Annotated in this window: 12 protein-coding genes; 7 read left to right on the forward strand and 5 right to left on the reverse strand. The window is 61.5% G+C overall.

Annotation, left to right across the window (positions count from 1 at the left end; genetic code table 11):
* Positions 1-20: 20 nt before the first annotated feature.
* Positions 21-587 (reverse strand): outer membrane protein assembly factor BamE, encoded by a 567-nt coding sequence (locus D3870_RS03320; RefSeq protein WP_242489847.1) that lies wholly within the window; start codon positions 585-587, stop codon positions 21-23.
* Between the two features lie 125 nt (positions 588-712).
* On the opposite strand from D3870_RS03320, the gene fur reads away from it, so the two are divergent.
* Positions 713-1144, forward strand: a complete 432-nt coding sequence (fur, locus tag D3870_RS03325) for a ferric iron uptake transcriptional regulator (protein WP_119736649.1) — start codon at positions 713-715, stop codon at positions 1142-1144.
* A gap of 46 nt (positions 1145-1190) precedes the next feature.
* Here fur and hrcA read toward each other — a convergent pair whose 3' ends face one another.
* Together hrcA and D3870_RS03335 are read right to left on the reverse strand one after the other, a co-directional pair.
* Positions 1191-2210: a heat-inducible transcriptional repressor HrcA gene (gene hrcA / locus D3870_RS03330; protein WP_119736651.1), complete on the reverse strand. Its 1020-nt coding sequence runs from the start codon at positions 2208-2210 to the stop codon at positions 1191-1193.
* A 37-nt stretch (positions 2211-2247) separates the two neighbouring features.
* The gene (locus D3870_RS03335; protein WP_119736653.1) at positions 2248-2952 is read right to left on the reverse strand and encodes an HAD family hydrolase; all 705 of its coding nucleotides are present in this window, start codon (positions 2950-2952) and stop codon (positions 2248-2250) included.
* 71 nt (positions 2953-3023) lie between these two features.
* Here D3870_RS03335 and D3870_RS03340 point away from each other — a divergent pair, with 71 nt between their 5' ends.
* From D3870_RS03340 to hemH, 3 genes are read left to right on the forward strand one after another with little or no spacing between them, the layout of a single operon-like run.
* Entirely contained in the window at positions 3024-3941 is a 918-nt protein-coding gene (locus D3870_RS03340) for an NAD kinase (RefSeq protein WP_119736654.1), read from the forward strand.
* Between the two features lie 36 nt (positions 3942-3977).
* The gene (gene recN, locus D3870_RS03345) at positions 3978-5624 is read left to right on the forward strand and encodes a DNA repair protein RecN (RefSeq protein WP_119736656.1); all 1647 of its coding nucleotides are present in this window, start codon (positions 3978-3980) and stop codon (positions 5622-5624) included.
* A 57-nt stretch (positions 5625-5681) separates the two neighbouring features.
* Complete coding sequence (gene hemH, locus D3870_RS03350) at positions 5682-6788, forward strand: ferrochelatase (protein ID WP_119736658.1); 1107 nt, start codon at positions 5682-5684, stop codon at positions 6786-6788.
* Positions 6789-6825: 37 nt separating this feature from the next.
* Here hemH and D3870_RS03355 read toward each other — a convergent pair whose 3' ends face one another.
* Positions 6826-7656 (reverse strand): alpha/beta hydrolase, encoded by an 831-nt coding sequence (locus D3870_RS03355; RefSeq protein WP_119736660.1) that lies wholly within the window; start codon positions 7654-7656, stop codon positions 6826-6828.
* A 285-nt stretch (positions 7657-7941) separates the two neighbouring features.
* On the opposite strand from D3870_RS03355, the gene D3870_RS03360 reads away from it, so the two are divergent.
* The 3 genes from D3870_RS03360 (at position 7942) to D3870_RS03370 (ending at position 11711) form a co-directional block, all read left to right on the forward strand.
* The gene (locus D3870_RS03360) at positions 7942-10053 is read left to right on the forward strand and encodes an autotransporter family protein (protein ID WP_158590366.1); all 2112 of its coding nucleotides are present in this window, start codon (positions 7942-7944) and stop codon (positions 10051-10053) included.
* 203 nt (positions 10054-10256) lie between these two features.
* The gene (locus D3870_RS03365; RefSeq protein WP_119741616.1) at positions 10257-10724 is read left to right on the forward strand and encodes an FAD synthase family protein; all 468 of its coding nucleotides are present in this window, start codon (positions 10257-10259) and stop codon (positions 10722-10724) included.
* 6 nt (positions 10725-10730) lie between these two features.
* On the forward strand, positions 10731-11711 hold the full coding sequence (locus tag D3870_RS03370; RefSeq protein WP_119736664.1) for a hypothetical protein: 981 nt from the start codon (positions 10731-10733) through the stop codon (positions 11709-11711).
* A 22-nt stretch (positions 11712-11733) separates the two neighbouring features.
* On the opposite strand, the gene D3870_RS03375 is transcribed toward D3870_RS03370, so the two are convergent.
* Positions 11734-12822, reverse strand: coding sequence for a LicD family protein (locus D3870_RS03375; RefSeq protein ID WP_119736666.1), 1089 nt, complete (start codon positions 12820-12822; stop codon positions 11734-11736).
* Between the last annotated feature and the right edge of the window lie 254 nt (positions 12823-13076).

Genomic DNA, 13076 nt, shown 5'->3' on the forward strand with positions numbered 1-13076 from the left:
CGATGCTTTTTCGTGGATGCTTACTTCTTGGTGTTGGCCGTAGACGGTGCGCCGGGCGCAGAGCCTGCGATGTGCGCCAGGTATTCCTGTTCGGTAGGCAGATTGCCACCGTCAATGCGCGTCAGGCGATTGTTCTGAAAGAATGCCGTGACATGGCTGGAAATTACTTCGCCACTTTTCTTTTGCAGACGGAATACGTAATCCCAGCGGTCGGCGTGGAACACATCCGTCAATAATGGCGTGCCCAGCACGAAACGGACTTGTTCGCGCGTCACGCCTTCCGGACGTTGCATGCCTTCGCGCAATTGATCAACCATTTCGCGCGACACGAAATTGCCTTGCTGCACATCAACCCGGTATGGCGCAAATATGCCGAGGAAGCGCCGATAGCCGGTCGGGCCGGTCGTGTGTGTATCGCTTCCCGGCGCAGCCGCGGCAGTGGTTTTTGTCTCTGCGGTCGGTGCTGCTGCAGTCGCCACGCTTGCCGGTTTGGACGCGCTTGCGCCGGCAGCAGCCGGGGCATCGTCCATCAACGGATTTTTCGACGCGCAACCAGCCAGACATGCCACCAGTGCGAGGCAAAGCATGCCAGCCTTCGCTGGTGTGCGATCACTATTGGAGAACGACATTCGCATAGGGAGGTCTCAATTCGTTGAGCAAGTGTGCTAAAACACTATATGATAAAGCAGATAATCCGAATCCGACCATCAACATGCCGAACAATCCTTCCGAGCTGAAAGCCAGCGGCCTGAAAGCGACGCTGCCAAGGCTCAAAATTCTCGAAATTTTTCAGAACAGCCCGGTCCGTCATCTGAGCGCCGAGGATGTGTACAAGATCCTGCTTAACGAAAATCTCGATGTCGGGTTGGCAACCGTGTATCGCGTCTTGACTCAGTTTGAGCAGGCGGGTTTGTTGCATCGCAATCATTTCGAAACAGGCAAGGCGGTGTTCGAGCTGAACGCAGGCTCACATCACGACCATCTGGTGTGTCTCGATTGCGGACGCGTCGAAGAGTTTTTTGATGAGGAAATCGAGAAGCGTCAGCAGAAAATCGCCATGGAACGCGGCTTCGAGATTGCCGAACACGCCTTGGCGCTGTATGGGCATTGCAACAAGGGCAATTGTCCGCATCGCAATCGTTGATGCCCCCTCTCACTCTTGGCGGAATGGTGCAACACCATGCCGTCTGTCAATGACTCAAGGCATTTGATAACAGCTTCGCTGTGATATCAACGATCGGGATCACACGCTCGTAGGCCATGCGGGTGGGGCCGATCACACCCAGCGTGCCGACAATCCTGCCGTTGACTTCGTAGGGGGCGGTGACCACGCTCATGTCATCCATCGGCACCAGCTGCGATTCGCCACCGATGAAGATCTGCACGCCCGTTGCCTTGCTGGAAACGTCAAGCAATTGCATCAGGCTGGTCTTTTGCTCGAACATCTCGAACAGCTTGCGCAAGGACGTCATGTTCGACGACAGATCGCTCACGCTCAACAGATTGCGCTCGCCGGAGATCACGACATCGTCATTGTTCTCCGCCATCACATCGCTGCCCACTTCGACCGCGGCCTGCATCAGCCGCGTCATGTCGTCGCGCAATTGACGCAACTCGTTCTGCAGTCGCATGCGCACTTCGTCAAATGCCATGCCGCCGTAGTGCTGATTGATGTAATTGGCGGCCTGCACCAATTGCGCCGGCGTGTAATCGACGTCGGTCAGCAGCAGGCGATTCTGCACGTCGCCATTGGGCGCGACGATCACCAGCAGAATGCGTTTTTCGGACAGGCGCAGGAATTCGATCTGATGAAACACCGACTCGTGCTTCGGCGTCATCACGACGCCGGCGAACTGCGACAGCGATGACAGCACTTGCGCGGCATTGGAGATGATTTTTTGCGGCGATCCTTTTTGCAGTCGCAACTGTACTTTCGATTCGACCGTTGTTTCATCAATGGTCTGCACGGTGAGCAGCGTATCGACAAACACGCGATAGCCGCGCGGCGTCGGTACCCGTCCCGCCGAGGTGTGCGGACTGGCGACGAAACCCATATCTTCGAGGTCGGCCATGATATTGCGGATCGTGGCCGGCGACAGTTCGAGGCCCGAAATTCTGGAGAGCGCACGCGAGCCTATCGGCTGTCCTTCGGCAATGTACCGTTCGACAAGAGCTTTCAGCAGGGTTTGTGCGCGAATATCGAGTTGCATATCGTTATTCTATGCGAGCTGTCTCGGTCGGTGCCAATCAAATGATGCGTTTGCGTAACCATTCGTCCAATTCGTGGAAGCTCGTGCATACGACGTCCGGCTGTATGTTGTCAGGCAGTTCACGAACTGGTCGCAATGCATAACGATTCATCCATACGGCCTGCAAGCCTGCCTTTTGCGCGCCCTCCACATCGAGCACGGGATCGTCGCCGACATGGACGGCTTCACATGGCAGGATATTCAATGCATCACATGCTGCATGGAAAATTTCTGGAGCCGGTTTCGCGATACCCACATTGCAGGCAGCAACCGACGCCTGAAAATAATGTGCCAGTCCGATCACTTCCAGATCCGCCACCCCGTTCGAAATCGAGCCGAACATGACGCGTCCTCGCAAGCCATCCAGCATCGGCAGCACATCGTCAAACAGCGTCACCGCATTGCGCGCCTCGGAGAAAATCGCCATTGCCCGATCGACCTTTGCCACGTCCTCGTCCACATGGAGGAATGCCTCGGTCAATCCTGCATGCCGCAGCAGGCGCAGGTCGAGATGGAACTGCGGATTCTCCTGCAGCAGCACGCGCCGCCGCTCGCGCAGGCTGTCGATTGTGAAGCGATCCGCGACGCCTGGCGCATGTTGCGTCAGCCAGTCGAACATAACGACTTCCGCACGCTCGATGACCGGAACGATGGGCCATAGCGTGTCATCCAGATCGAAGAAGACTGCCTTGATGCGATGCATGTTTATAAACAGATAATGGGGGTGAATTCCGAACCTGCAAGAGCCAGTCAAATTATGGTCTAATCTGCAGCATGTTGCCTTCCCAGCCAGTCACTGCTTTCCCCGCATTCAATACGGTTGCCATTGTCGGCAAGTATATGGCTGCCGGCATTGCGCAGTCGCTATCCGAAATCGGCGACTTCCTTGCCAAGGCAGGATACCGCGTGGTGTTCGAAGCCGAAACGGCACACAACGTCGGCCTGACCGGCGTGGTGCCGATGACGCCTGCCGAAATCGGCCGTCATGCCGATGTGGCCATCGTCGTCGGGGGCGACGGCACCATGCTCGGCATTGCACGCCAGCTCGCTCCCTATGGCATACCCTTGATCGGCATCAACCAGGGACGGCTCGGTTTCATGACCGACATCTCGCAGGAAGCCGTGATCCCGGTGCTGGAAGAGATGTTGAGCGGCAAGCTCGAATCGGAACAGCGCAGCCTGCTCGAAAGTTCGGTCATCCGCGACGGCGACACCATCTTCCAGGCGCTGGCATTCAACGATGTTGTCGTGTCGCGCGGTTCCACTTCCGGCATGGCGGAACTGCAGGTTGAAGTCGATGGGCGCTTCATGTACAACCAGCGTTCGGACGGTCTGATCGTGGCGACGCCGACGGGTTCCACCGCGTACGCATTGTCCGCCGGCGGCCCCTTGTTGCATCCGAGTCTGTCCGGCATGGTGCTGGTCCCGATTGCGCCGCATGCCTTGTCCAACCGTCCGATCGTCGTGCCTGATTCCAGCGAGATCGTGATCGAGATCATGGGCGGGCGCGATATCAGCGCGAACTTCGACATGCAGTCGCTGGCCAGCCTGCAGCATCACGACCGCATCGTCATCAAGCGTTCGGCGCACGCCATCACCTTTCTGCATCCGCAAGGCTGGAGCTATTACGACACGCTGCGCGAGAAGCTGCACTGGCACGAATATCCGTCCGCGGAAGGACGTTTGAAATAAAATTCACGCACACTGCGTCCAACAAGAAACTCCAACATGCTCCGCACACTTTCCATTCGGGATTTCGTCATCGTCGATGCGATCGAACTTGAATTCGCGCCCGGCTTCACTGTCTTCACCGGCGAAACCGGCGCGGGGAAATCGATCCTGATCGATGCATTGGCGCTCGCACTCGGCGGGCGCGGCGATGCCAGCGTGGTGCGCGAAGGCGCGGGCAAGACGGATATCACTGCCGAGTTTTCCGGCAGCGACGAAGTCGACGCGTGGCTTGAGGTCAATGAATTCAGCAACGAGGAAGGCGGCGTCCTGCTGCGCCGCGTGATCGACAATGCGGGACGTTCCAGGGCATTCGTCAACGGCATCGCGGCGACTGCCGCGCAACTGCGCGAGCTGGGTGAGATGCTGGTCGATATCCACGGCCAGCATGCGCACCAGTCGCTGCTGAAAACCGATGCACAGCGCGTGCTGCTCGACAGCCAGGCCGGTCTGCTGGACGAGGCGAGGGCGGTGGCGGCGGCGTACAAGACCTGGCGCGCGCTGGCGAAGCAGCGCGAGGAATTCGAGATCAATGCAAGGAACGTCTTGCTGGAGCGCGAACGCTTGGAGTGGCAAGTCGGCGAACTGGAGAAACTCGCGGTCAAGCCCGGCGAATGGAGCGAGATCAGCAACGAGCACAGCCGCCTGTCGCATGCCGCGAGCCTGCTCGAAGGCGCGCAGGAAGCCTTGTCCGCCATTTCCGAATCGGACAATCCGATGCTGTCGCAGCTGGCGGCTCTGACGCAGAAGCTCGGCAAGCTGGCCGATATCGACGGCGCGTTGAAGCCGGTGGTGGAAGCGCTGGAGCCGGCCGCCATTCAATTGCAGGAAGCGGTCTATGCGCTCAATGATTATCTGAGCCGGGTCGAGCTCGATCCGGACCGCCTGCATGAAGTCGAGGCAAGGCTGGACGCGATTCACTCGACCGCGCGCAAGTTCCGGGTCGCGCCCGACGATCTGCCGCAGGAATTCGCGACGCTGTCTGCGCAGCTGAAGCAGCTCGCCGATGCCAGCGACCTCGACGCCTTGCGCGCGCAGGAAGACAAGCTGAAGGCTGCTTACATGGGCGCTGCGCAGAAGCTGTCGAAAGCGCGCGCCAAGGCAGCCAAGGCGTTGGGCGATGCGGTTACGGCTGCGATGCAGGACCTGAGCATGGCTGGCGGCCGTTTTGAAATCGCGTTGAATGCGTGCGAACCGGCTGCCTACGGACTGGAGCAGGTGGAGTTCATGGTCGCCGCGCATCCCGGCACCGCGCCGCGGCTGCTGGCGAAAGTGGCGTCGGGTGGTGAACTGGCGCGTATTTCGCTGGCGATTTCCGTGATCGCGTCGAGCGCGACGGCAACGCCGACCCTGATCTTCGACGAAGTGGACAGCGGCATCGGCGGCGGCGTCGCCGAGGTGGTCGGCCGCCTGCTGAAGCGGCTGGGGCAGGATCGCCAGGTGCTGTGCGTGACGCACCTGCCGCAAGTCGCCAGCCAGGCCAATCAGCATTACCAGGTCAGCAAGTCGAGTACCGCAGGCCGGACCGTCTCGTGCATCGAACCGCTCGACGCCAAGGCCCGCGTCGAGGAAGTCGCGCGCATGCTGGGCGGGCTGGAAATCACGGCCACCACCCGCAAGCACGCGCGCGAGTTGCTGGCATCCTGACGCGCCGCTGTCAAGGCGGCCGTCACGACACACAACAAACAATCAGACTGTATTCCCATGCGTTTTCAACCAGAGCCTTCCCACGCCCACGGCAGCATTGCAAAAACAGCCGTGGTGCTGGTCAATCTCGGCACGCCCGATGCGCCAACCGCCCCTGCGGTGCGGCGCTATCTGAAGGAGTTCCTGTCCGATCCACGCGTGGTGGAGATTCCGAAGGCGGCATGGTGGTTCATCCTGAACGGCCTCATCCTGCCGCTGCGTTCGCGCAAGTCGGCTGAAAAATACGCGGCGATCTGGAGCCGGGACGGTTCGCCGCTCAAGGTGCATACGGAAAAGCAGGCGATTCTGCTGCGCGGTTACCTTGGCGAGCGCGGGCACGAAGTCCAGGTGGTGTATGCCATGCGTTATGGCAACCCTTCGCTGCCGCAGGTGCTGGACAAGCTGAAGGCGGATGGCTGCGATCGCATCCTGATTCTGCCGGCCTATCCGCAGTATTCCGGCACGACCACTGCCTCTGTCTATGACGAGGTGTTCAAGCATTACGCCAGGGTGCGCAATGTGCCCGAACTGCGCCTGGTGAAGCATTATCACGACCAGGAAAGCTACATCGACGCCCTGAAAAAGTCAGTGCTTGCTTACTGGGACATGCATGGCCGTCCCGACAAGCTGGTGATGAGTTTTCACGGCGTGCCGAAGCGCACGCTGACCCTGGGCGATCCCTACCATTGCGAGTGCCACAAGACGGCGCGGCTGCTGGCGGCGGCGCTTCAATTGAGTCCCGAGCAGTACGTGGTGACCTTCCAGAGCCGTTTCGGCAAGGCAGAGTGGCTGCAGCCCTACACGGCCCCGACACTGGTGAAGCTGGCGAAGGAGGGCGTGGCAAGGGTGGACGTGCTATGCCCCGGATTTCCCGCCGATTGCCTGGAGACGCTGGAAGAAATCGCGCTGGAAGCCAAGCGCGACTTTCTGACCGCGGGCGGGAAGGAGTTCCACTACATTCCCTGCCTGAATGAATCCCCCTCGTGGATCGCCGCGCTGGCGGAAATCGCCGAGCAGCACATGATCGGCTGGCCGACGATGATGACGCCGCTTGGGCGGGAAGAGGCGAAAAAAGACGCGGAAATCTCCCGCGCGCACGCGGCATCGCTGGGCGCGGCGAACTGATTTCGTCTCAACGCCGCCCGCGCTGGACTGACGGCATTCAGGGAAATGCCTGCGACGACAGCGCCGGCCATTGTCCGGCCCAGCAGCACACGTGTGAAAAATCTTCCACGACACGCATCTCGGGCCGTCGCGCGACCGGGAAGCGGGAAAGATAGGACGCCGTCATGCCGGGCGGGATAGTGGCATCCTTGCCGCCGACGAAGTGAAGCTGCGGGATGTCCTGCAATGATTGCCACGCATCGGCAGCATTGAGCGAGCCCTCCAGCGGCAGTACGCGGTGGAGCCTGGTCCAGGCGGCGTGATCGAGATTGCCCGCCACCGTCACCAGTCGCACCACATCAGAGCGCCTCGCTGCGACCAGCGCCGCCACCGCGCCGCCTCCCGAATAACCTGCCAGAACCAGTTGCTGCGCGTCGAAACGCCGCTTGAGCGCATCGATGGCTTCGTTGCTGGCGTCGATGACTTCCGGTGCGAAACGACGCGCGGTCCAGTAGGGCTCATCGCAACCGCGCCGATCCGCCCCTGCGACGTACTGGCAGGGGCGTGCCAGATACGCAGCATTGCCGCGCGTGTGGCGCAGGGCCAGTTCCAGCGATACCGGTTGCCGCGGCGTAGGATCGTCCGAGGGTTGCGATCGGGTCAGCCACGCCATGCCGTCGCCTTCAATGTAGACGGTCAGGATCTTGTCGCTCCGGATGGCGGCGGGCGCGTAAGCGGCCAGCACAAAATGCTGCGTGGGCAGCGTCAGTCTTTGCCAGCCCTCGGCGGACGCCAGCGTATCGGCATGATGCCGACGCGTTTCGGGAGAAATGGTCGCGCAGGAGGTGAGGCCAAGCGCCAGCAGCAGAGGCAGGATTGATTTCCACATGGCAAGATTGTACGCGGGTCGATTCATTAAACAAGGGCGATTTTCCTTGTCTGTTGGCGATCATGGAATAGAGGGGAAATGAGTAAGATTCAGTGGCAATCTTTCTGCAAAGAAACATCAAGAACTCATTGATGTACCGTTCCATACTGCTTCAGGAATCACATGAATCGCGCTACTCGCACCATCAATCACAACGCCCACTCAGCCTCACTCATCCTCACAGGAAAACAAGCAACAGAGCACGTATCGCCTTCGCCTCTGAAGGCAACTACCGCAGCCGTTCTCATGGCAGTCGGTGCCATGGCGTTCATGTCGGGGACGGCGAGCGCTGCCGGTTGTAGTAATACCGGCCCCAACGTCATTAACGGCTCAATGCCAACCACGTGCGTGCTGGGTTCCGGCAGCAGCCTCGATGTTCCGGTGCCTGGCGGTCTCATCGATGGGGGCGAGGGCGCTGGCGTGCTTGTCCAGCCTCTTAGTTCCATTCCTGCAGTGAGTTTCATCACCAATAGCGGGACGATCACCGGTTCCACCGGCATCCAGATCAATGCCAATGGCGTCGTCGGCACCATCACCAACAACGCCACAGGCATCATCCGGGGTTCGTCCTTCGCCATCAACAATCTCGGCACCGTCACCTCCAGCATCCTTAACCATGGCTTGATTGATGGCGCGGTTGCGCTGAACGGAGCCGAGCTTCAGCTGCATGGCGGCAGTGCGCGCGTCACCGGCCCTGTGACCGGCAATGCGCAATCGGAGGTGTTTGTCGCCGTCGGTGCCAACTTCAGCACCGAGAATACGTTCAACGTCGGCACCGTTATCGTCAACCATGATGCGAAGCTGAACATGGCGCACGACATCACCGCCGCGAATGCCTTTGTCAACGCGGGTACGGTGTCGGTTGCCGCCGGCAACACCGTGACGGTTAACGGAAATTACTCGCATGCGCCTGATGGCGTGTTTGAAACCGGCCTCTCCGGCGCCAGCACGTATGGCAAGCTGGTTGTCACCGGCTCCGCCAATCTCGTTGCAAGCAGCAAGATCAATGTCAACGTGGTGGGTGCGCCTGCGCTGGTCGCCGGCACCAGCGTGCAGCCGGGCGTGATTACCGCCGGCACGCTGCTCACCGAGCCGGCGATTGCCGTCACCGACAACAGCGCGCTGTTCGACTTCATCGCCACCAGGAACGGCAATGCGATCGACTTGTGCGTTGCGGCGGCGGGTAGCGCCACCTGTGTCGCATCAAACCCCGGCCCTGGCCAAACACCCAGCACCACCGTCGTCAGCAGCGTGACCGGCGCGCAAAATACGCCGGGACTGGGTGCCGCCCGTGTGTTCGACAGCCTGATCGCGCAGGGCACAGGCGCGCCGGCAGCGATGGTCCCGGTCATCACCGCGCTCGGCACGCTGCCGACCGAGCAGGCCGTGTCGGACGCGGTCAGCCAGACCCTGCCGCTGATGACAGCCGGCATGGCGCAGGTCAATTCGTCGTCGATGCAGTCCACCAACCGCGTGATCCAGGCGCGCCAGGAAGCCAACAAGGGTCTGTCGTCCGGCGACGAGTTCATCGGCGACCGCCAGATGTGGTTCAAGCCGGTCGGCTCGTGGGCGCGGCAAGACGATCGCAACAACGTCAGCGGCTACAAGGCCGACACCTATGGCATGGTGTTCGGCGTGGATCACGTCGTCTCCAATCAGGTGCGCGTCGGCGGTGCGTTCTCCTACATGAACAGCAAGGTCGACGACAACAGCGGCCTGCAGAACGCCAAGGTCGACGGCTACCGCCTGATCGGCTACGGCAGCTACAGTCTCGATGCGCGCACCGACCTCAGCTTCCAGGCCGATGTCGGCACCAACCGCAACAAGGGGACCCGCACGATCAGCTTCGGCGGCCTGAATGAAGTCGCGCACTCGAACTACAGCAGCTGGAATGCGCACGTGGGCGCGGGCGTGGGCCGCACGCTGGATGTCGGCGCCAAAACCGCGTTCACGCCGTCGGCGCGGATCGACTACACCTACATGCGTGACGGGGCGTATACCGAGACCGGCGCCAACGCGCTGAACCTGGATGTGGCGAAGAACTCGAGCAAGGAGCTGCTGCTGTCGGTGGACGGCAAGCTGAGTCACGCCTTGAGCTCCACCACCACGCTCAGCGCCAACCTTGGCACCGCCTACGACGCCCTGTCGAATGGCTCGGCGATCACGGCAGCCTACGTTGGCGGCGGCGGCCAGTTCACCACGCGGGGACTGGATCTGCCGCGCTGGCTGGTGCGCGGCGGGCTGGGCATGACGGTCATGGGCGGCAAGGCGATGGAAATCACCGCGCGCTATGACGTCGAGGCGCGCGAAAGCTTTGCCAACCACACGGCCTCGGTCAAGCTGCGCATGCCGTTCTGATCCGCACGTTTCCTTGTTGCAGGAAAGGGCGCATACTTGCGCCCTTTTTTTCTGTCGAATCAGGAACTGTTGGAAGCACAATCTGTCTGCTTTGCGGCAGAAATCGGAAGTGGTGGAAGCATCCGCATGGATGCGTATCAAGTCATGTTAAAGAGTTGTCATTGTTTGAGCGCGCGGCGCCTGACCGAGTGGAGTGTCCCGGAATGCTGAATGATCGCGGCGAGTCGCCGTCATTGCCGGCGCGCGGGCTGGCGGTGGGCGTGTTCGACCTGTTCCACGTCGGCCATCTGCGCTATCTGCAGTTTATTCGCGCGCGTTGCCGCACCCTTGTGGTTGCCGTGACAAGCGATGCCATCGTGCTCGAGAAAAAGCAGCGGCCGACCGCCGTGTCTGAAGCGCATCGCATCGAGATCGTGCGCGGCCTGGGCTGGGTGGACGAGGTGCTGCCGCAACCCGCAAGCCTGGACGATGCCGATGCGGCCGAGCGCTGGCTGACGGCGTTGTCGATTGACCATGTATTCATCGGCGATGACTGGCGCGGCAGTGCGCGCTGGCGGACGCTGGAGCCGCGTCTGAGCGCATTGGGGATCGGACTGAGCTGGACGCCGCGCACGATGGAAGTGTCGACGACCGCGTTGCGCCAGCATATTCAGCATGGATGCAAGGAGTAGGGTGCGATGGTCTCTGCGGGACTGAACGGACTGGGCCGCTTCGGCCTGCATCTGTTGCGGCGCTGGCTGGACAAGCCGGATTCGCCGGTGCGCATTGTCGCCATCAACGATGCCTACCGTTCGCTGGAGGCGGCGGTCGAACTGCTGACCGGCGATCCCAAGGTGTCGTTCGCAGACTGCGAAGTGGCGGCGGACGGCGGGATGCTGGTCATTGCGCGGCGCGGGCAGGCGGACGTGCGGATCGCGTATGCGCACGGTCCGGCGGCGCAGGCCGGGTGGCGCGGTCAGCCGGAATGGTGGCTGGAGTGCTCCGGCCGCCATCCGGCGGCACATGAGTGCCGTCAGTTCGTGCAGGGCCGGACCCGGCGCGTGATCGTTTCGGCAACCTGCCGGGATGCCGATCAAACACTCGTCTTCGGCTACAACCAGGACAGTCTGGACCGTGCCGCGCAGGTCGTTTCCTACGGCTCCTGCACGGTCAATGCCTTTGTGCCGCTGGCGGACTGGATGCATCGGCATTGCGGCGTTGTCGATGCCGAGGTCGGCGTGATCCATAACGTCCCCCGCCACCGGCTGGCGGACCACCCGCATCCGGAGCGCCGCGCATGCACGCTGGAGGACATGGGCCCGCGCCTGCTGCCCTTCCTCGCGGCCGACCGGTTTCGCGTGGACTATGTGCTGATTCCCTATGCGGGCGTGTCGCTGATCGACTTCCGCTTCCGGCTGGCCCATCCGCCGTCGGAGTCCGCCTTGCTCGACATGCTTGCCGGCGCCTGTGGTTCCGGCGAGCTCGCGGGGCTCTATCACATGGCCGACGAGGACCGTGGTCCGCAGTACTGGAACATGAGTCCGGAATCCGCCATTCTGCTGCGGCCGCGCGCAAGACTCGTCGGCGACCGGCTGTTTCTGCCGGCGGTCTTCGATAATGAAAATTCCGCCACGCGTTATCTGGACCTGCTCGAGTTTCTCTCCCTGCGCGACTTCTGACCTGTCCCCCGCAATTCCGGCTTCACGCGGAACGGGAGTCGGGGCCGAGACTGGCCAAATGCGATTCAAGCGTGTGCGCCGCTTGCAACATGAGCGCATCGTCCGGCGTGTGGCGCTCCAGCACCAGCCGCGTCAGGCGCAGCGCCTTTTCCCAATAGCCATTCAGCCACGCATTGGTGATGCGCGAATAGGCATACCACTGCGTGAGCGAAGAGAATCCCGTGAGATTGCAGGCGCCGATGATGGTGTCAAACGCGGGATCGGGAACGCGCCATGCCTTGCCGTAAATCGTTTCCAGCCAGTGTTCCGGATTCTGCAATTGCCAGACGCTGCCGGCCGGACCGGCATGCAGCTCCAGCTGCAGCGGTCCGGGGAAACGCGTCACGCGCTGCCATGCGGGCGGCGTGCCATGGTTGATCCAGAACCCGCCCAGCAGGTTCGGGCCACCGCTTTCTGCCGCCAGACCGCACAAGTCGAGGACCACATCCGTCTCGCCATGACAATACGTTGCCATGTTGTCGATCCTGAAAAGCGGCTGCGGCCGGCGCCAGCCGTGGCGCAGCAGAATGTCGTGCGCCTTGGGAATGTCTTCGAGCAGCAATCCGAGATCGATGTCCTTGTCAAAGGGAAGCAGCCGCTGCTCCCGCACCAGCCCGAGCAGCGTGCCGGCGTGGGCAAATGCGCGCACGCCGCCGGCGGCAAGTTGCGCCAGCGTCTCCCAGAGCAGTGCCTCGATGCGTGGATGGGCCAGTTTGTGCGAAACCGGCTGCGGCTGGTGGACACGCGGCGCGCGCAACAGGGCCTCGACCGCTTGGCGCATGGCAAGCACGCCTTCCTCGACCTGCATCTGGTGCAGGCAGGCCGTGCCCAGATAGAACAGCCAGTACGGGCGCAGCGCAGCGTGGACATCCTGCGCGGCGAGCAGGCTTTGGCAGACATGTTGCACCGCGCCAGGCTGTCCCAGCTCCAAGCCGAGATGACACCATGTGCGAATGTCGGCAGGCGCAAGAATCCCGCCTTGCTGAAGACGCCGGGTAAGCGCCTGAAACCTTGCCGCGTCCGGATTCCCGGCCTTGTGCGATTCAGAGCCGGGCGAAGATGGTTGTGACATGCATGTACTTTGGTGAATGCGAAGCGGAAGTGTAGCGGGGTCGAACACATCGGGCCAGTTGCGCCATGTTTCCCGAGTGGATGGAGTCCTTGTTTCATCAAGGAAAACTTGTTTCTTTGTTGCTAGAATGTCGCGCCTGCCCGGAGCCGGCATGGCGGGTCGAGGCGATATGGACTGGCCGCTCCCCGCGTTCGCAATGACATTGCGACCAGTTTCGGGCCGCAATGGGGAACCCTCTCAAGGAGGCAAATAAT

This window comes from Noviherbaspirillum cavernae (assembly GCF_003590875.1).
Taxonomy (GTDB): domain Bacteria; phylum Pseudomonadota; class Gammaproteobacteria; order Burkholderiales; family Burkholderiaceae_D; genus Noviherbaspirillum; species Noviherbaspirillum cavernae.

Coding starts and splice junctions, on each gene's coding strand:
- D3870_RS03320 (WP_242489847.1), bottom strand. CDS start 587: ATGCTTTGCCTCGCACTGGTGGCATGTCTGGCTGGTTGCGCGTCGAAA.
- fur (WP_119736649.1), top strand. CDS start 713: ATGCCGAACAATCCTTCCGAGCTGAAAGCCAGCGGCCTGAAAGCGACG.
- hrcA (WP_119736651.1), bottom strand. CDS start 2,210: ATGCAACTCGATATTCGCGCACAAACCCTGCTGAAAGCTCTTGTCGAA.
- D3870_RS03335 (WP_119736653.1), bottom strand. CDS start 2,952: ATGCATCGCATCAAGGCAGTCTTCTTCGATCTGGATGACACGCTATGG.
- D3870_RS03340 (WP_119736654.1), top strand. CDS start 3,024: ATGTTGCCTTCCCAGCCAGTCACTGCTTTCCCCGCATTCAATACGGTT.
- recN (WP_119736656.1), top strand. CDS start 3,978: ATGCTCCGCACACTTTCCATTCGGGATTTCGTCATCGTCGATGCGATC.
- hemH (WP_119736658.1), top strand. CDS start 5,682: ATGCGTTTTCAACCAGAGCCTTCCCACGCCCACGGCAGCATTGCAAAA.
- D3870_RS03355 (WP_119736660.1), bottom strand. CDS start 7,656: ATGTGGAAATCAATCCTGCCTCTGCTGCTGGCGCTTGGCCTCACCTCC.
- D3870_RS03360 (WP_158590366.1), top strand. CDS start 7,942: ATGGCAGTCGGTGCCATGGCGTTCATGTCGGGGACGGCGAGCGCTGCC.
- D3870_RS03365 (WP_119741616.1), top strand. CDS start 10,257: ATGCTGAATGATCGCGGCGAGTCGCCGTCATTGCCGGCGCGCGGGCTG.
- D3870_RS03370 (WP_119736664.1), top strand. CDS start 10,731: ATGGTCTCTGCGGGACTGAACGGACTGGGCCGCTTCGGCCTGCATCTG.
- D3870_RS03375 (WP_119736666.1), bottom strand. CDS start 12,822: ATGTCACAACCATCTTCGCCCGGCTCTGAATCGCACAAGGCCGGGAAT.